The organism is Bacillus sp. XT-2 (genome assembly GCF_025696525.1).
GTDB lineage: Bacteria > Bacillota > Bacilli > Bacillales > Bacillaceae > Bacillus > Bacillus halotolerans.
In genome coordinates, this window is the sequence record NZ_JAHVOC010000004.1 from 57,672 (window position 1) to 73,560 (window position 15,889).

The 15,889-nt window shown below is 45.3% G+C and carries 23 protein-coding genes; 9 read left to right on the forward strand and 14 right to left on the reverse strand.

Annotated features, from left to right (window positions below):
- Window positions 1–145 precede the first annotated feature (145 nt).
- Genes KXD37_RS12250 through KXD37_RS12260 form a run of 3 tightly spaced genes read left to right on the forward strand, consistent with a single transcriptional unit; the run spans window position 146 to window position 1,839 of the window.
- The gene (locus KXD37_RS12250) at window positions 146–868 is read left to right on the forward strand and encodes an esterase family protein (RefSeq protein ID WP_095713602.1); all 723 of its coding nucleotides are present in this window, start codon (window positions 146–148) and stop codon (window positions 866–868) included.
- 28 nt (window positions 869–896) lie between these two features.
- Complete coding sequence (locus tag KXD37_RS12255; protein WP_010333788.1) at window positions 897–1,412, forward strand: YjcG family protein; 516 nt, start codon at window positions 897–899, stop codon at window positions 1,410–1,412.
- 4 nt (window positions 1,413–1,416) lie between these two features.
- Window positions 1,417–1,839: a GNAT family N-acetyltransferase gene (locus KXD37_RS12260; RefSeq protein ID WP_010333787.1), complete on the forward strand. Its 423-nt coding sequence runs from the start codon at window positions 1,417–1,419 to the stop codon at window positions 1,837–1,839.
- Between the two features lie 71 nt (window positions 1,840–1,910).
- Here the strand turns inward: KXD37_RS12260 and KXD37_RS12265 are convergent, their stop codons facing one another.
- Window positions 1,911–2,165, reverse strand: coding sequence for a hypothetical protein (locus KXD37_RS12265; RefSeq protein ID WP_095713603.1), 255 nt, complete (start codon window positions 2,163–2,165; stop codon window positions 1,911–1,913).
- 115 nt (window positions 2,166–2,280) lie between these two features.
- Between KXD37_RS12265 and KXD37_RS12270 the strand changes: the two genes are divergently transcribed.
- Window positions 2,281–4,560, forward strand: coding sequence for an ATP-dependent helicase (locus KXD37_RS12270; RefSeq protein WP_188323692.1), 2,280 nt, complete (start codon window positions 2,281–2,283; stop codon window positions 4,558–4,560).
- 65 nt (window positions 4,561–4,625) lie between these two features.
- Here KXD37_RS12270 and spoVIF read toward each other — a convergent pair whose 3' ends face one another.
- The 4 genes from spoVIF to KXD37_RS12290 all read right to left on the reverse strand — a co-directional run bounded on the left by spoVIF (window position 4,626) and on the right by KXD37_RS12290 (window position 6,118).
- Entirely contained in the window at window positions 4,626–4,880 is a 255-nt protein-coding gene (spoVIF, locus tag KXD37_RS12275; RefSeq protein ID WP_014113403.1) for a sporulation-specific transcription regulator SopVIF, read from the reverse strand.
- A gap of 163 nt (window positions 4,881–5,043) precedes the next feature.
- Window positions 5,044–5,187, reverse strand: a complete 144-nt coding sequence (locus KXD37_RS12280; RefSeq protein ID WP_106020534.1) for a YjcZ family sporulation protein — start codon at window positions 5,185–5,187, stop codon at window positions 5,044–5,046.
- A gap of 81 nt (window positions 5,188–5,268) precedes the next feature.
- Window positions 5,269–5,475: a hypothetical protein gene (locus KXD37_RS12285; protein ID WP_059352740.1), complete on the reverse strand. Its 207-nt coding sequence runs from the start codon at window positions 5,473–5,475 to the stop codon at window positions 5,269–5,271.
- A gap of 286 nt (window positions 5,476–5,761) precedes the next feature.
- Complete coding sequence (locus KXD37_RS12290) at window positions 5,762–6,118, reverse strand: DUF1360 domain-containing protein (protein WP_010333781.1); 357 nt, start codon at window positions 6,116–6,118, stop codon at window positions 5,762–5,764.
- A gap of 155 nt (window positions 6,119–6,273) precedes the next feature.
- On the opposite strand from KXD37_RS12290, the gene cotV reads away from it, so the two are divergent.
- The 5 genes from cotV to cotZ all read left to right on the forward strand — a co-directional run bounded on the left by cotV (window position 6,274) and on the right by cotZ (window position 8,847).
- Window positions 6,274–6,660, forward strand: a complete 387-nt coding sequence (gene cotV / locus KXD37_RS12295; protein ID WP_105953710.1) for a spore coat protein CotV — start codon at window positions 6,274–6,276, stop codon at window positions 6,658–6,660.
- A gap of 40 nt (window positions 6,661–6,700) precedes the next feature.
- Window positions 6,701–7,027 carry a spore coat protein CotW gene (gene cotW, locus KXD37_RS12300; protein WP_254518158.1) on the forward strand — a complete coding sequence of 109 codons (327 nt, stop codon included), beginning with the start codon at window positions 6,701–6,703 and terminating at the stop codon, window positions 7,025–7,027.
- A 91-nt stretch (window positions 7,028–7,118) separates the two neighbouring features.
- The gene (cotX, locus tag KXD37_RS12305; RefSeq protein ID WP_127695460.1) at window positions 7,119–7,631 is read left to right on the forward strand and encodes a spore coat protein CotX; all 513 of its coding nucleotides are present in this window, start codon (window positions 7,119–7,121) and stop codon (window positions 7,629–7,631) included.
- Window positions 7,632–7,781: 150 nt separating this feature from the next.
- Window positions 7,782–8,270 (forward strand): spore coat protein CotY, encoded by a 489-nt coding sequence (gene cotY / locus KXD37_RS12310; protein ID WP_003239243.1) that lies wholly within the window; start codon window positions 7,782–7,784, stop codon window positions 8,268–8,270.
- A 127-nt stretch (window positions 8,271–8,397) separates the two neighbouring features.
- Window positions 8,398–8,847, forward strand: coding sequence for a spore coat protein CotZ (cotZ, locus tag KXD37_RS12315; RefSeq protein ID WP_095713608.1), 450 nt, complete (start codon window positions 8,398–8,400; stop codon window positions 8,845–8,847).
- 86 nt (window positions 8,848–8,933) lie between these two features.
- Here the strand turns inward: cotZ and cotO are convergent, their stop codons facing one another.
- The 9 genes from cotO to tenA all read right to left on the reverse strand — a co-directional run bounded on the left by cotO (window position 8,934) and on the right by tenA (window position 15,876).
- Window positions 8,934–9,659 carry a spore coat protein CotO gene (gene cotO / locus KXD37_RS12320; protein ID WP_081638279.1) on the reverse strand — a complete coding sequence of 242 codons (726 nt, stop codon included), beginning with the start codon at window positions 9,657–9,659 and terminating at the stop codon, window positions 8,934–8,936.
- Between the two features lie 100 nt (window positions 9,660–9,759).
- Window positions 9,760–10,536, reverse strand: coding sequence for an enoyl-ACP reductase FabI (gene fabI / locus KXD37_RS12325; protein ID WP_024120941.1), 777 nt, complete (start codon window positions 10,534–10,536; stop codon window positions 9,760–9,762).
- Between the two features lie 136 nt (window positions 10,537–10,672).
- A complete protein-coding gene (thiD, locus tag KXD37_RS12330; RefSeq protein WP_024120940.1) occupies window positions 10,673–11,488 on the reverse strand; it encodes a bifunctional hydroxymethylpyrimidine kinase/phosphomethylpyrimidine kinase in 816 nt (271 codons plus the stop codon).
- A gap of 18 nt (window positions 11,489–11,506) precedes the next feature.
- On the reverse strand, window positions 11,507–12,517 hold the full coding sequence (gene thiF / locus KXD37_RS12335; RefSeq protein WP_101863863.1) for a thiazole biosynthesis adenylyltransferase ThiF: 1,011 nt from the start codon (window positions 12,515–12,517) through the stop codon (window positions 11,507–11,509).
- A complete protein-coding gene (gene thiG, locus KXD37_RS12340; RefSeq protein WP_081638278.1) occupies window positions 12,514–13,284 on the reverse strand; it encodes a thiazole synthase in 771 nt (256 codons plus the stop codon). The genes thiF and thiG overlap by 4 nt, the downstream gene beginning before the upstream one ends.
- Window positions 13,281–13,481, reverse strand: a complete 201-nt coding sequence (gene thiS, locus KXD37_RS12345) for a sulfur carrier protein ThiS (RefSeq protein WP_081638285.1) — start codon at window positions 13,479–13,481, stop codon at window positions 13,281–13,283. The genes thiG and thiS overlap by 4 nt, the downstream gene beginning before the upstream one ends.
- Window positions 13,481–14,590 (reverse strand): glycine oxidase ThiO, encoded by a 1,110-nt coding sequence (thiO, locus tag KXD37_RS12350; protein WP_263463595.1) that lies wholly within the window; start codon window positions 14,588–14,590, stop codon window positions 13,481–13,483. Before thiO ends, thiS begins: the two co-directional genes overlap by 1 nt.
- Window positions 14,574–15,191: a thiazole tautomerase TenI gene (tenI, locus tag KXD37_RS12355; RefSeq protein WP_216394514.1), complete on the reverse strand. Its 618-nt coding sequence runs from the start codon at window positions 15,189–15,191 to the stop codon at window positions 14,574–14,576. Before tenI ends, thiO begins: the two co-directional genes overlap by 17 nt.
- Window positions 15,169–15,876, reverse strand: coding sequence for a thiaminase II (gene tenA / locus KXD37_RS12360; RefSeq protein ID WP_044156371.1), 708 nt, complete (start codon window positions 15,874–15,876; stop codon window positions 15,169–15,171). The genes tenI and tenA overlap by 23 nt, the downstream gene beginning before the upstream one ends.
- Window positions 15,877–15,889: the final 13 nt, after the last annotated feature.

Here is a 15,889-nt window from a genome sequence, read left to right on the forward strand (position 1 = left end):
TTGTTTTATATTAGCGCAATTTGCAGTTTATTTCAATACTTTTTTCTTCGGGCACCGAACTGTTTAAAGAGAGAAATTTCTAATAATTCATGGTACAATAATTTCAAACGCAAGAAAGTCTAGTGATGTCCTGGAGGAATGTATTATGGCACCGAAAAACGGCACAGTTCAAGAAAAGAAGCTCTTTTCAAAAGAGCTTAACGAGGAAATGACAGTACTCGTTTATCTGCCGTCAAACTACTCCCCTCTTTATAAATATCATCTTATTATCGCGCAGGACGGCCACGATTATTTCAGGCTGGGGAGAATCGGCAGACAAGTGGAGGAATTGCTGTCCAAAAGAGAAATAGACCGATGCATTATTATCGGTGTTCCTTACAAGGATGTAAAAGAACGCAGAAAAACCTATCATCCGGAAGGTTCTAAGTTTTCGGCATATAAACGATTTATTGCCCACGAGCTAGTTCCTTTTGCGGACCATGAATTTCCGACGTACCAAGTCGGCTACGGGCGGACACTGATCGGTGATTCTCTCGGAGCGACCGTTTCTCTTATGACAGCGCTTGATTATCCGAATATGTTTGGTAACATCATCATGCAGTCTCCCTATGTAGATCAACATGTATTAAAAGCCGTGAAACAGTCAGACGACATTAAACACCTCTCTCTTTATCACCAAATCGGAACAAAAGAAACAGACGTCCATACGACAGACGGCAATATTTTGGACTTCACAGAACCGAATCAGGAGCTGAAAAAGCTTTTGGAGGAAAAGCTTTCCGATTATTATTTTGAGCCATTTGACGGAGACCACAAGTGGACATACTGGCAGCCGCTCATTACGCCGGCTCTGAAAAAAATGCTCTAACATACTTTATTTTCAGGAGGGACATACTATGAAATACGGAATTGTTTTATTTCCATCAAAAAAACTGCAAGATCTCGCGAACTCTTACAGAAAGCGCTATGATCCGAGCTATTCCCTGATCCCGCCTCATTTGACGCTGAGATCTTCATTTGAATTTACAGAAGAGGAAGCCGGTGAATTGGTATCACAATTGAGAGAAATCGCTAAAGAATCTCATCCAATTGTTCTCAAAATGACCAAATACAGTTCTTTTGCGCCTGTCAATAATGTCATTTACATTAAAGCAGAACCGACGGAAGAATTAAAAACACTGAATGAAAAACTTTACACCGGTGTATTAGCCGGTAATCAGGAATACAATTTTGTTCCGCATGTGACGGTCGGCCAAAACCTTTCCGACGATGAGCATTCGGATGTATTAGGGCAGTTAAAAATGCAGGAAGTATCTCATGAAGAAATTGTTGACCGTTTTCATCTGCTGTATCAATTGGAAAACGGTTCGTGGACGGTATATGAAACGTTCCTGTTAGGCGGAGGAGAATAAACGATTGGAAGCAGTTATCGCAAAAAATGAAGAACAAATGAAAGATGCATTTTATGTAAGAAAAGAAGTCTTTGTCAAAGAACAAAACGTACCAGCTGAAGAAGAAATTGATGAGCTAGAAAACGAATCAGAGCATATTGTGGTATATGACGGAGATCAGCCGGTCGGCGCCGGAAGATGGCGGCTAAAAAACGGATACGGCAAATTAGAGCGAATTTGTGTCTTAAAAAGCCACCGCTCAGCCGGTGTCGGCGGCATCATTATGAAAGCGCTGGAAAAAGCGGCAGCAGACGGCGGTGCTTCAGGTTTTATGTTAAATGCGCAGACACAAGCAGTGCCATTTTACAAAAAACATGGATATCGGGTGCTGTCTGAAGAGGAATTTCTCGATGCCGGCATTCCCCATTTGCAAATGATTAAGGATTAAACACCATCCGGGTCTTCTGAGATCCGGATTTTTTCGCATATAAAAAACCGCTCTCTCATGTGAACGGTTTTTTATACATATCGATTAATAGATGTGCCTATCCCTTTTTCTCGAAATCTTTTATAAAGAGAGCGCTTACGTTTTGCCTCGTTTACTTTCCTTTCAGCAGCCGTTAGATTCTCCTGCTGCTTTTCAAGTTCCTTGTATACCCGCTGAAATGGGACATAGCTGATCTTCTCTGTTCCGGCATAATCCTGTTTATGGCCTATTGTGCGATTGGCATATTGAGCGTATTGCTGGTTCTGAATTTGACCTGCATATATCATACGATCCCCACCCTTCTGCTGTTCTTTTCCCTTAAACTTACTTTTTGAAACACGTTTCTTTTGATATGATAGTCTTTGTCTGTAATGAACACCTTTTTATTGGGAGGACCCCTTTTTGAAATGCGCCCGACTGAATGATCGAACAATACATTTACATACATATTCGAGAGAACATTATCAATTCCTCTATGAAGAAGGAATAAAAGGGAATTTATTTTGTTCTCATTGCGGAAAGCCTGTTTTGTTAAGGCTCAACATCGCTGAACCGCCTGCATTTATTCACCGGCAGCCTGGTGATTTCCCGGCGTGTGAGGAAGCCTGCGAACCGAAACCGGCGAAAGAAGAGAGAAAAGAAGACTTTCAGGAATCCGGCGTCTTTCGTTTGCCTAAAGGAAAAGCGATATCAGCTGATCCGGCACCCGGTGTCACGGAATGGCAGACTCCAAGACATATTAAACCTGGTACACCTTTTATAAAAAGACCGGAAACACCTGATATGAGCCTTTTTCCGACTGTCGGCTTAAACACAGATCAGCTGAAAGCTGTCACGGAAACGGAAGGCCCTTTATTGGTGCTTGCCGGTGCAGGAAGCGGAAAAACACGTGTGCTGACCGCGCGCGCTGCCCACATGATCGAACACTTAGACATACCGCCGGAACATATGCTGCTTGTCACCTTTACAACAAAAGCCGTCGCGGAAATGAAAGATCGCATGGCGAAGCAGTACGGATTACAGCCGTCAAAAGTCAGAAGACTTGTCACCGGAACATTCCACAGCTTGTTTTATAAAATCCTATATCACTATGATTCTGCCAAATGGAATGGCGAACATTTGCTTAAAATGGAGTGGCAAAAGGAACAATATATGAAAAAAGCACTCTATGAAGAAGGCGTAGATGAGAAAGAGTTCCCTGTCGATCAGGCTTTGCAGCAAATCGGCTTCTGGAAAAACACTTATTTGCCGAATGAACATATTCCTTTAAAGGATGAGTGGGAAAAACAAGTCTACCGCCTATACGAATATTATGAGCGCCAGAAAAAAGAACACCGCCAATTTGATTTTGATGATATGGCGTCAGCCTGCTATGAACTGTTTATAGAACGGCCTGACCTTCTGGAGCAATATCAATCTAGGTTTACGTATATTTTAATCGATGAGTTTCAGGACATTAATCCGGTTCAATATAAAATCATGCAAATGCTGGCGAGTCCGGAACAAAACCTGTGCTGTGTCGGTGACGATGATCAGTCAATCTATGCGTTTCGCGGCAGCAGCCCTTCTTTTATTCTGGATTTTCAAAAGGATTATCCCGGTGCCAAAACAATCTATTTAACAGCGAACTACCGTTCAACACATCCGATCGTTTCCTGTGCTGATATTGTCGTGAAAAAGAACAAAAACAGGTATGCCAAGATGCTGGAAGCCGCACGTGACGACGCGCAGGTCCCTGTGCTGTTTTATCCTTATGACGAAGAAGAAGAAGCGACAATGGTGGTTTCCGATATGAAAGAAAAAATTCAAAACGGCGCAAAACCTGAAGATTTTGCGGTTCTCTACCGGACAAACAGCGCCGGCCGCGCCATTTATGAAAGGCTTCATCAATCATCAATTCCGTATACCGCAGATCGCGGCGTCCAGTCCTTTTACAGCAGAAGGATCGTCCGCCAGATACTCGCATACTTGTACGCAAGCCAAAACGAGGATGATGCTGAAGCGATTAAACACTTGCTGCCTGCCTTATTTCTAAAGCAGTCTGCTTTAAACACGCTGAAGGCGCTATCGATTACCGAGGATTGCTCCATGATCAAGGCGCTGGCCAAACTGCCGGATCTGAAGCCGTTCCAGCTGGATAAAATCAAAAAAATCGTGCCCTTTTTTGCAAGCATCCGCACCATGAAGCCGGTGGAAGCCATTACCTTTGCCGAAGGAAAAATGGGCTTCTCCGAATACTTAAAAAAACGGGGCAACGAAGGAAATAAGCTGGAAAAAGGCTCTGATGACCTGCGTGACGTCAAGGTTGTCGCCAAAAAATTCAAAACCATCCCTGACTTTCTCGCCCATGTTGATCACATGCGGGCTGCTGAAAAAAACAAAACGGATGAAAACGGCGTGCAGCTGATGACCATTCACCGGTCAAAGGGCCTCGAATTCCAAACCGTCTATGTATTAGGCACGGTAGACGGCTCCATCCCGCATGATTTCTCACTAGAAACAGCGAGAAAGGGAGACGAAGCTCCGCTTGAAGAAGAAAGACGCCTTCTGTACGTTGCAATGACACGGGCCAAACAGCATTTATATTTGTCTTGTCCCGCAAACAGGCGCGGCAAAACCGCCCACCGTTCAAGGTTTTTGTATCCTCTTTTGCAGCAAACGAGACAGCCTTTGCCCAAATAAACAGCCCGGCAGTGATACTGCCGGGTTTTTCACTGTAAAAAAGGCCCGCTGCCCAGGCCATCCGCTTATTTATTATCCAGCATTTTAGAAATCGTTCCAAAATCAAGCTTTTCTTTTCCGCTTGTAATGGACTGGACAATCTTATCTTCCAGTTCTTTCGGCACGCGTCTGTTTGCCAGCTGCGCCACGCGTTTAATGACGCTGCGGACTGTGTTTTCATCTTTAAAATTGGCGTTTTGGAGTGATCCTGCAAGATTCATGACATCCTGCATGTTCACGCCTGTTTTCTTTTCAATGTTCTTAAAAAATTGATTATCCATGATACGCCTCCTTTTGGCGGAGTAATACAGTATTGTATGAACGCTTTACGCATAATGTGATGATTCGCAATCAAAAATAAGTTACTGATTTAAAAAGCAGCAAAGGGTACATAAAGTAGGAAGAAGCACGGAAATCATCCGCACTTCCTCCTTCATTCATTTCTTAGTAGTTAAAAAAAGATGCACCTACGATGATGAGAAGAATGAACAGTACGACCACAAGAACGAATGTTGAACCGTAACCGCCGCCTGAATATCCTCCAGCATAACCGCCGCCGTAGCAGCAGCCTCCGTAACCAAATCCCATAACTAAGCACCTCCTTTACTCTCTATACACTATGTGAGACATCATGATCGGCTTGGATATACGCATAGGGCGTTTGCGGATTTATGATGGATCATGCTGAGCCTGCCGTTTTTTCAGTAAGTCTTCCGTCTTTTCAGCCAATTCTTCAATTTCTTGTTCAAACGACAGGCCGGCTTCGTCAAATAAAGCCAGTTCCTTTTCAATATGTTTGATCGTCTTGTCATGTTTGTTTTGCTTTTGATCGTGCGGTCCATACCTGCCCTCTATGAATTTTTCAAACTCGTTCATGAGATCCCCTCCCTCTCATGACATATGCTGAGCGAATCAACATTGTTAAAAAAACAAAAAACCGGACATCTCCGGTCTCTTGTCAGTGTCAGGCTATTGAGGTTTTTTCTTTTTATTGCCGCACCCGCAGCCTTTCTTTTTGATCTTTTTTGTTTGATACGATGAATCTGTATATGGAGTTTTTTGGGAAGGTTTGTTAAATTGATTCACTTTGATCCCTTCCTTTCCTTATGTCATATATGCTATTTTATGCGATTACTGACGGAAAGTTGCTGATGGGAATGCCTCATTCCTGCAGCCATTTTGATACAAGGGTTTCAATAATACCGGCCAGCCCTGCGATCGCCAGCAGCAAAACCAGCCACTGGGCCGCCTCTGGAATAAAGGCCTGGCATAAAATCAAAAAGCCGGCGCACCACACGCCTGTGCACCAATAGCAGCTCAGCAATTCACCGATAAACGCCCTCACACCCGTTCCCTTTATGACAATATACGTTTCAATGTTCCCGTCCGCATCCTTTTCCTCCTTCTCTTCATGAAAAAGGCTGCGAAGCGGCGCCATAATCGTATCAAACACGAAAAGACGCGCGAGCCGGAAGACCGCAAGCGAAAGAAGGAAAAGAGACAGCCAATTGATAACCACTGGTTCACTCCTTTCATCATCCCCTTCACATATATGCAGAAACCCTAGCTTTCATGAATTTGTATCTTGTCCTGTTGAAAATTGGTTATTTTTCTTATTCCGCTCTGCACCTCTTCTGCATTATATACAGTATGGATAAGAAAGGAGTGAAGGTTATGTCATTTGAAGAAAAAGTTGAATCCCTGCATCCTGAAATATTTGAGCAATTATCTAGCGAATTCGAGCAGCAGATCGAAGTCATTGATTGCGAAAATATCACAATAGATACGTCACATATAACAGCTGCCCTTTCTATACAAGCCTTGGTCACAACAATGATTATCCTGGCAACACAGCTCGTCATCGCCGACGAGAACTTAGCTGACGCAGTCGCAAGCGAAATACTCATCCTCGATAACTCCCAAATCAAAAAAAGAACCATCATTAAAATTATCAACAGCCGAAACATCAAAATTACTTTATCTGCCGACGAAATAATAACCTTTGTACAAATTTTGCTTCAGGTGCTAAACAGCATTCTCAATGAACTTGACGTCCTTTAACCCTTTCTTTTCATAAACTTAAAAGTCGAGGTGAAAACAAATGTCAGATAACGATAAATTCAAAGAAGAGCTTGCAAAGCTGCCGGAAGCTGACCCAATGACGAAAATGCTTGTTCAAAATATCTTTCTTAAACACGGCGTCACGAAAGACAAAATGAAAAAAGTATCAGATGAAGAAAAAGAAATGCTCTTGAATCTGGTAAAAGACTTGCAGGCTAAATCAGCTGCATTAGTTGAAAATCAAAAGAAGAAAAAAGAAGAAGCAGCCGCGCAAGAGAAAAAGAACGAAAAACCGCTAAGCCGCAGAGAGCAATTAATTGAACAGCTCAGACAAAGACGGCAAAACAATAACAATTCAAACCAATAATAAAAAATAGGGTTCTTCATCAGGATATATGCCTCAGTCAAAGTAAGAGGCTCGCTCATTTAATAACAGTAAAAGAAAAGGAGGAATAGATATGGAAAGCAGACCATACTCTTGGGTTGCACTTGATCCTGACTGTGACCATCCGTTAGACGAAAAAGAAAAAGATAAAAAAGAAGAAAGAAAATGTCATTGCGATGTTTGCTGTAATGGCAATGGATTCGGCGACGACAATGCTTTTATCAATCAAGATCTGGCTCAGGCAAATCTTAACAAACAAGTCTCCGATGAGACAATTATTATCAGAGACTCTTGTGACATCAACGTTACATCAACAGACGTTCAAGCCGTTACATCAGTTGTAACTGCAATTAATGCCGCTGTCGTAACAGCAACTCTCACATCCATTGCAGATGGTGTAATCGCTGAATTAGTCGCACAAGATTTACTGCAGCTGACAGCTAACAAGCAAGTAAACCGCCAAAAACTTCTCATCGAATGCTCCCGGGGCGTAAACGTCTCAACAGTAGATGTCGATATTGCAACACTTGTCTCTACAGCAACAAACACTCTCATTGCCATCCTAGTTATCACACTCGTCCTCTAGGACCTAAAAGCAGAGCTAAAACGCTCTGCTTTTTCTTATTTTCCCAGCATATGATGAATATATAGACGTTCACCCACACCAAGTGAGGCACGAGTACATATGTTGTTAAGGACTAAAGTCAAATACCCTATAAAGAAGGAGCTGAAATCAATGAGCTGCGGAAAAACCCATGGCCGGCATGAGAACTGTGTATGCGATGCAGTGGAAAAGATTTTAGCAGAGCAGGAGGCAGTTGAAGAACAGTGTCCGACTGGCTGCTATACCAACCTTTTAAACCCTACGATTGCTGGAAAAGACACAATTCCGTTTCTCGTTTTTGATAAAAAAGGCGGATTGTTCTCCACATTCGGAAACGTGGGGGGATTTGTGGATGATATGCAATGCTTTGAATCCATTTTCTTCCGCGTTGAAAAATTATGCGATTGCTGTGCAACACTTTCTATTTTACGCCCGGTCGATGTCAAAGGCGATACCTTAAGTGTTTGCCACCCTTGCGACCCGGATTTCTTCGGGCTAGAAAAAACAGATTTTTGCATCGAAGTGGACCTCGGATGCTTCTGTGCGATTCAATGCCTGTCACCAGAGTTAGTTGACAGAACTTCGCCTCATAAAGATAAAAAGCATCATCACAATGGATAAACACTTGTAAAGAGGAATCCCCTTCCAAGCTCTATTACAGGTGCAAATTATTCAGCTGCTTCGAAAGTGAGGCAGCTGACTCTCCATCATTTCGCCAGTCTCAAAATTACAAGGCAGGAGGGATAATATGAGCCAGAAAACATCAAGCTGCGTGCGTGAAGCGGTAGAACAAATTGAAGATCTGCAAAACGCGGTTGAGGAGGATTGCCCGACCGGCTGCCATTCCAAGCTTTTGTCTGTAAGCCATTCATTAGGCGATACAGTGCCTTTTGCAATATTTACATCAAAATCAAAGCCTTTAGTCGCCTTCGGTAATGTCGGCGAGCTGGATAACGGACCTTGCTTTAATACAGTATTTTTTAGAGTGGAAAAAGTTCATGGCAGCTGCGCAACGCTATCCTTATTAATCGCTTTTGACGAACACAAACACATTTTGGACTTCACCGATAAAGACACGATTTGTGAAGTGTTCCGACTTGAAAAAACGCACTACTGCATTGAAGTGGATTTAGACTGCTTCTGCGCGATCAATTGCTTAAATCCCCGTTTAATCAATCGAACACATCATCATTCATGATAAGGCGGAAAAGCTTGCAGATTTGCAGGCTTTTCTCTATGTAAAAAAGCTGCCGGAACGATCTGCCGGGCAGCTTTTTGCTTTCATTAAAAACCTAACGGGTGCAGAGATGTGATATCATCGATCGCCAGCTCAGTCGGAGCGCCGTTTCCGGTCGTCCGAAGCAGAACGGAATCATTTCTTCTTCCGACAATCACGCCTCTGTACGTTTTCCCATTGGCTTCAATCAGACAAAGCGCTCTCGGCATGTTATGCGGCAGTTTTGTTAAAAAGTCGATTTTTTCATGGATGGACATCTTGCTCATCGGTTTTTTCACTTTTCTGGCCGGCGGTGTCTTTTCTTCAGCTTTAGCTGCATTATGCACGGCCTCCGGTTCCTTTTCAGGCTTACGGGCTTCAGGTGCAGGCTCTTCCTTTTTTTCCGCTTCCTGAGGTTGCTGTTTGGCGGTGTCTTCAATTGCCTGCGGCTCTTCTAACGGTTCCTGCTGCTTTTTCTGGTTCTCCGGCTCTCTCGCCTCTTGTTTTTGCTGACTCACTTGTTCCTCTGCCTGTTTTTTCTCTGTTTGCTGAGCATCTTTTGCCTGAATGTCTTCCCGCTCTTTTTCCTCTGTTTCAATTGCACCTTTTACCTGAATGTCTTCCCGCTCTTTTTCATGATAAACCGGCTGTTCCTCCGCTTTTGTCGGAGCCGGTTTGGCTTTTCTTTTAATGACGATCTCCTGCATGGACGAGCGTGTTTCCATATAATCCGGCTGAACAATATACATGAGCGGTTTTTTATCCGCGTTTCTTTTCTTATTAGACATCTTCATCCCTCCGATTCTGTCATATTCTATCTATATGACAGAATGCTGAAAATCAGAAGAAATAAAAAAGCAATCCCTATTTGGGACTGCTTGATGGTGAATCTGCTTAGCGGGCAGTGATATGGAAACCTGAATCAACATGAAGATTTTCACCTGTGATGCCTCGGGACATATCGCTAAATAAAAATGCTGCTGTATCTCCCACCTCTTCAGGTGTAGTCGTGCGGCGTAGCGGCGCACGCTCTTCGATGTCTTTTAAGATGGAGTTAAAGTCACTGATGCCTTTAGCAGACAATGTTCTGATTGGACCGGCAGAAATGCTGTTAACGCGGATATTTTCTTTTCCTAAGTCAGCAGCTAAGTACTTCACACTTGCGTCAAGAGAAGCTTTCGCTACACCCATCACGTTGTAGTTCGGCATAACGAGCTCTCCGCCAAGGTAAGTCAGCGTTACGATGCTTCCGCCTTCAGTCATCATCGGACGCGCCGCTTTTGCGACAGCGGTCAGTGAGTATGAGCTGATGTTGTGAGCTAGAAGGAAGCCCTCACGATTTGTGTTTAAGTATTCGCCGACAAGCTCTTCTTTGTTGGCAAACGCGATACAATGCGCGATACCGTGGATCACACCGACCTGCTCCTTAATGCTTGCGAAACAAGTTTCGATTTCCGCGTCGTTTGTCACGTCGCAAGGAAGGATAATGGAATCGTTTCGCTCCAAAGTTCCAGCGAGTTCATGAACAGATTTCTCCAGGCGTTCACCTGCATATGTGAAAATCAATCGTGCGCCCGCTTCATGTAAAGAGCGCGCAATTCCCCAAGCGATACTGCGTTTGTTGGCTACTCCCATAACAACAATGTTGCGGCCTTCAAGTGAAAAATTCATATGTATAAAGCCTCCTATATTTGTTAAAGACATAGTATTAGTACCTGATCTTAATACCTATCATATCATAACCTTGTCCAGATGAAAAGCGCATACCAAAGTCAAACATGAAAGAGACCCCCATAAGCAGGTGGTCTCATCGGTTTATTTTTATACTGTTTCGTTTAAAAGCGAAATGATTTGTCGGTCCGTGGCCCGATCCGATGCCGAGCGTATTTTCCACAGCTTCGCGGACAAAGTTGGCAGCAACCTCGAATGCCTGATGGATGCTGTCTCCTTTAGCGGTTTGGGCTGTTAAAGCCGCAGCAAAGGTGCAGCCTGTGCCATGCGTATGCTTCGTATCGATATAAGGATGGCTGATTTGCATAAACATGTTTCCATCAAAAAGAAGGTCAGTAATGTGATTGTCCTCAGGCTGGTGCCCACCTTTGATAATCACATGCTGCGCACCCATCTTCACCAGCTGTTCCGCAGCTTTCTTCCGGTCATCAAGCGAACGGATCGCCATACCCGTCAGCGCTTCTGCTTCCGGCACATTCGGCGTGATCGCATAGCTTCTTGGAATCAGCAGCTCCTTCAGCGTAGCGATTGATTCATCGCGAAGCAAGGACGCCCCGCCCTTCGCGATCATAACCGGATCAACGATCACCCGGCTTAATTCGTATTGATCAATTTTTCTTGCCACTTCTTCAATCATTTCCGCATTCCAAAGCATTCCTGTTTTTACGGCGTCCGGTCTCAAATCCTCCGCCACAGCGTCAATTTGCTCTCTCAATGCCTCTGCAGTCAGTGGATACACACCGTGGACGCCAAGTGTATTTTGAGCAGTTACCGCCGTAATGGCAGACATTCCGAATACACCAAGCTCCTGAAAGGTTTTAATATCTGCCTGTATCCCCGCGCCGCCGCCTGAGTCAGAGCCGGCGATCGTCAAGGCTTTATATATACTCATCAAACTACACTCCTTTTATTACCCAATCCATTTATGATAGATGGATTTTGCCCTGGCAATATCATTTGTTCCGTGGATCAATGCTCTGCCGTCCCTAAACAGCACCATTTTCATGTCATCCGAGCGGCAGGAAATTAAATACGGATTCGCTGCTACTTCCAGCCCCGCCTGCCTCAGCTGCCCCGCCAACACGTCAAGATCTGCTTCTTTTGTGAAAGAGGATCTGATTTGCACCGTGTTTCTGCCGCACAATACTGCTGCTTTCGTTTGGTTTTCGTATGATAAAAACGGAAAATCCTTTGTGCCGCAGCTTGGACACGAGTCATCTTTAAGTCCCGCTGCTCTTACCTCTGACCGCTCATTGTTCCACAGGTCAAAGGAGCGCAGCACGGGCTCGCATTCCTCTCCCGTCAGCAGTTTCAGGGCGTCTGTCACCTGAAGGACAGCAACCTGCAGAACAGCCGGGCTGATAATGCCGGCTGTGTCGCATGTCGCACCGCCAATCGGAAGAGTATCGAGTAAACAATGAAGGCAGGGTGTTACTCCCGGCAATACAGTAAACGTGAGACCGTAGCTCCCTACACAAGCGCCGTAAAGAAACGGAATGCCTTCTTTCACCGCAGCATCGTTCACAATGAGCCGGGTTTCAAAATTATCGGCGGCATCTACAATGATTGATGCGCCGCGAATCAGCTCCGATACGTTTTCTGCTGTGACATCCATGACAAGTCCGGTCACATCCACATCACTGTTAATGGAACGAAGACGCTGCTCAGCAGCTGCTGCTTTCGGCAGTTCCTTTTTGACATCATTTTCTGTGTAAAGCTGCTGGCGCTGCAGATTGCTCCATTCGACGTAATCTCTATCGGCGATTTTCACCGATCCGACTCCCGCTCTCACCAGCATCTCTGCGCTGGCTGTTCCCAGTGCGCCGGCGCCGATGATCACAACGCGCGCCTCTCTCAGTTTCTTCTGGCCTTCGGGGCCGATTGGAGCAAACAGCTCCTGTCTGGAATACCTGTCCGTCATACAGGAAGACCTTCTCCCGGACTGCTTGCCGTCCCATATGACTTGGCTGGAATGCGGCCTGCTTCATAAGATAGACGGCCTGCTTCTACCGCGAGCTTCATGGCGTGTGCCATTTTCACCGGATCGTTCGCACCTGATACGGCTGTATTCAGCAGTACGCCGTCCGCTCCAAGCTCCATTGCATATGCCGCATCTTTTGGCGATCCGATTCCGGCATCCACGATGACAGGCACTTTCGCCTGTTCAATGATAAATGACAGATTCAGAGGATTTAAAATCCCCTGTCCCGATCCAATCGGAGAAGCCCCCGGCATAATGGCATGAACACCAAGCTCTTCAAGCTTTCTCGCCAGTACCACATCATCCGAAGTGTACGGCAGCACAATGAACCCTTCTTCAAGAAGCTGTTCAGACGCTTTTAACGTTTCCACAGGATCGGGCAGCAAGGAACGGCTGCATCCAATGACTTCGACTTTAATCATGTCACAGAGCCCGGATGCTTTCGCGAGCCGTGCAATTCGAACTGCTTCTTCCGCCGTGCTGGCGCCTGCTGTATTTGGCAGAAGCGTATATTTGGATAAATCAAGCTGCTCCAGAAAATTAGGCTGAGACGCTTCAAAGATATTCATTCTCCGCACAGCAAATGTTAAAATATCAGACTCTGAAACAGCCACCGCTTCCTTTTGAATGTCAAACGATGGATATTTTCCCGTGCCCAGCAGCAACCTTGATTGAAATTGTTTCCCGCCAATTGTTAACATTCTCATCCGCCTCCTACAAAATGGACAATTTCGATGACATCACGATCAGAAAGCTCTACCTCGTGATATTGTTCTTTGCCGATAATTTCTTTATTTCTTTCAACGATCACGATTTTATTTTCAAGCTGATAAGACGCAAGCAGATCCTGAATCGTACCTGTGTCTCTATCCCACTCAACTTGTTTACCGTTCAGCTGAAGCATCATATCTGAACCGCCTCCTTGCGATCAATTCGAAAGGCATGCAGCCAGTCTGCCTTGACCTCTTTATTCATAATGAGATCACCGATTAAAGCACCCGTTGCAGGAGCAAGCAGAATCCCGTTTCTGAAATGGCCCGCCGCAAATAAAATGCGGCTGTCCTCAGGGTGTCTGCCAATGTATGGTTTTCCGTCCTTTGTCCCCGGACGCAGTCCCGCCCAAAAACGATCAACCTTCATATTCTGAATCGCCGGCAGCATCGTTTTCGCTTTTTCCATAACCGACTGAAGTCCGCCAAGATCCGGCTTATCGCTCCAATCACCAGGCTTCATCGTCGCGCCGACAACCAGTCTGCCGCATTTTCTCGGTACGATATAGCAATGATCATGATAAAGTGTTTTTGTCAGCGGAATATCATCATTCCAAACAGACAGGCACTCTCCTTTTACAGGAAAAAATGACTGGTTCAACCCGAGCTGTTTAAAAAACATCCCGCTCCAGACCCCGCTGGCAACCACGACATGGTCCGCATGCACGTCACCGGAACCCGTTTTGATCAAAATGGATTCACCGCCACGCGTCACATCGAGAACGGGAGTATGCTCAAAAATGTCCGTACCAAGCGCTTTAGCCGATTTAGCGTATGCCTTGCATACAAAATAAGGCTCAACATGAACATCGTCCTGAATAAAGCTCGCCCCGTAAATCTCACCGGCCGTATACGGCTCTTTTTCCAGCACTTCTTCTTTTGTATGCCAGCTGACAGAATCCAAATCGTCCATCCGTCTCAAGCGGGACACGTCTTCTTCGGAGAATGCAAGCTTAAACATACCGCCATCATGCCTTCTGATATCAATGCCGGATAATGCAAATAGCTCCTCTCCAAGACCCTGATACAAACGCTGACTGTGCATGGCGAAATCAAAAAACGCATCCCGCTCCTCGCACTCGGCATGGGCGCCAAGCATCCCTGCCGCGGCGCTTGTTGTTCTGCCGCCGATTGTTCCGCTTTCAAGCAATGCGGTGTTTTTCTTTTCTTTTGCCAACTGATAAGCGATCGCGGAACCAATAATTCCGCCTCCAATGACAACTGCATCATAATGCCTTTTCATACTGAATCTCCTTTAGCTTGCGGGAATATCGTCTGGCAGCTTCCAAAGGATCATCGGAAGAAAAAATTCCGGACATGACAGCGATACCGTCTGAACCTGCTTGTTTCACTTCTCTTAATCTGGCAGGTGTCATTCCGCCAATTGCAATAACCGGAATCGAGATCCTCTGTTTGATTTCTGAAAGCAAAGACACGCCTCTGCCATCAAGGCCTTGTTTGCAATCCGTTTCAAACACATGGCCGAACAAAACATAATCAGCGTCTTCCTTTTCTGCCTGAAGCGCTTCCTCAAGTGAATGCACCGATCGCCCAATGTGCAGGTGAGGAAATCTCGCTCTTACTTGTTTCGGCGAAAAGCTGCTGCTCGGCAGCTGAACGCGATGAATATTTGAAAAAAGCGCAATATCAACCCGGCCATTCATCACCAGCTTTTGCTTATCAACACCGCCTTCAGAAATAAGCTCCAGCAGTTTCAAAATGTCAGCCGCCGATTTAGACCGTTCACGAATATGGATGAAATCAACCTCATCCTGAATGGCTATAATTGATCTCGCTAGATCTTCAACCGGCTTGCGGTCATCAGTTATGGCGTGCAGCTCCAAGCCCTTCCACCTCTTTTACGCCGCTGTCTGACCAGCCTTCTTTTCGATAAGCCATTCCCCAGAACTGATATTCATAATAGCTGGAAATAACAAAATTCTCTTTCATCTTGGCACGCACTTCCTCTGTGCTGTTTTCCGCCAGCTCATCCAGGCGGTTAATTTGTTCTTCCACCTGCTGTCTGAACCAGTCACCGCCGTATGTGCTAATCCACTTCTGGTAAATCGGATGCCCCGGATCACATGTCAGCAATTTCTCACCAACCTCATAATAAAGCCAATAACACGGGAGAAGAGCTGCCAAGATTTCTGCAAAATTCCCGCTCAAAACCGAACGGTACATATGGGATGTATAAGAGTAAGCGGTAGGAGATGGCTTAAATGACTTCCGTTCTTCCTCACTGATTTCCAAAAGCTCCGTAAACTCGCGATGAAGCGCCATCTCCGCTTCATATGTACCTTGAGCATGGCTGGCCATGCGTCCTGTTGTATAAAGATCCTTTGCATAAGCGGCACCGAACGATTGCACCTTTGCAAAATGAGTTAAATAGTAAGAATCCTGAAGCACGTAATATTTAAAGCGGTCAATCGGGAGAGTTCCGTCACCGATCCCCTGAACAAATGGATGGACAAAGCTGCCTTCCCACCATTCTGCGGCTGCACTGCGGCATTCTTCTGAAAACTTCACACGTCATTCCCCC

Excerpts from the sequence above, each read along its gene's own strand:
- cotX (WP_127695460.1), top strand. The coding sequence starts at position 7,119 with ATGGAAAGCAGACCATACTCTTGGGTTGCACTTGATCCTGACTGTGAC.
- thiS (WP_081638285.1), bottom strand. The coding sequence starts at position 13,481 with ATGCTTCAGCTGAACGGTAAACAAGTTGAGTGGGATAGAGACACAGGT.
- cotY (WP_003239243.1), top strand. The coding sequence starts at position 7,782 with ATGAGCTGCGGAAAAACCCATGGCCGGCATGAGAACTGTGTATGCGAT.
- thiO (WP_263463595.1), bottom strand. The coding sequence starts at position 14,590 with ATGAAAAGGCATTATGATGCAGTTGTCATTGGAGGCGGAATTATTGGT.
- KXD37_RS12280 (WP_106020534.1), bottom strand. The coding sequence starts at position 5,187 with ATGGGATTTGGTTACGGAGGCTGCTGCTACGGCGGCGGTTATGCTGGA.
- thiD (WP_024120940.1), bottom strand. The coding sequence starts at position 11,488 with ATGAGTATATATAAAGCCTTGACGATCGCCGGCTCTGACTCAGGCGGC.
- KXD37_RS12250 (WP_095713602.1), top strand. The coding sequence starts at position 146 with ATGGCACCGAAAAACGGCACAGTTCAAGAAAAGAAGCTCTTTTCAAAA.
- cotW (WP_254518158.1), top strand. The coding sequence starts at position 6,701 with ATGTCAGATAACGATAAATTCAAAGAAGAGCTTGCAAAGCTGCCGGAA.
- cotO (WP_081638279.1), bottom strand. The coding sequence starts at position 9,659 with ATGAAGATGTCTAATAAGAAAAGAAACGCGGATAAAAAACCGCTCATG.
- thiG (WP_081638278.1), bottom strand. The coding sequence starts at position 13,284 with ATGAGAATGTTAACAATTGGCGGGAAACAATTTCAATCAAGGTTGCTG.
- cotZ (WP_095713608.1), top strand. The coding sequence starts at position 8,398 with ATGAGCCAGAAAACATCAAGCTGCGTGCGTGAAGCGGTAGAACAAATT.
- KXD37_RS12285 (WP_059352740.1), bottom strand. The coding sequence starts at position 5,475 with ATGAACGAGTTTGAAAAATTCATAGAGGGCAGGTATGGACCGCACGAT.
- thiF (WP_101863863.1), bottom strand. The coding sequence starts at position 12,517 with ATGACGGACAGGTATTCCAGACAGGAGCTGTTTGCTCCAATCGGCCCC.
- fabI (WP_024120941.1), bottom strand. The coding sequence starts at position 10,536 with ATGAATTTTTCACTTGAAGGCCGCAACATTGTTGTTATGGGAGTAGCC.
- spoVIF (WP_014113403.1), bottom strand. The coding sequence starts at position 4,880 with ATGGATAATCAATTTTTTAAGAACATTGAAAAGAAAACAGGCGTGAAC.
- cotV (WP_105953710.1), top strand. The coding sequence starts at position 6,274 with ATGTCATTTGAAGAAAAAGTTGAATCCCTGCATCCTGAAATATTTGAG.
- KXD37_RS12265 (WP_095713603.1), bottom strand. The coding sequence starts at position 2,165 with ATGATATATGCAGGTCAAATTCAGAACCAGCAATACGCTCAATATGCC.
- KXD37_RS12255 (WP_010333788.1), top strand. The coding sequence starts at position 897 with ATGAAATACGGAATTGTTTTATTTCCATCAAAAAAACTGCAAGATCTC.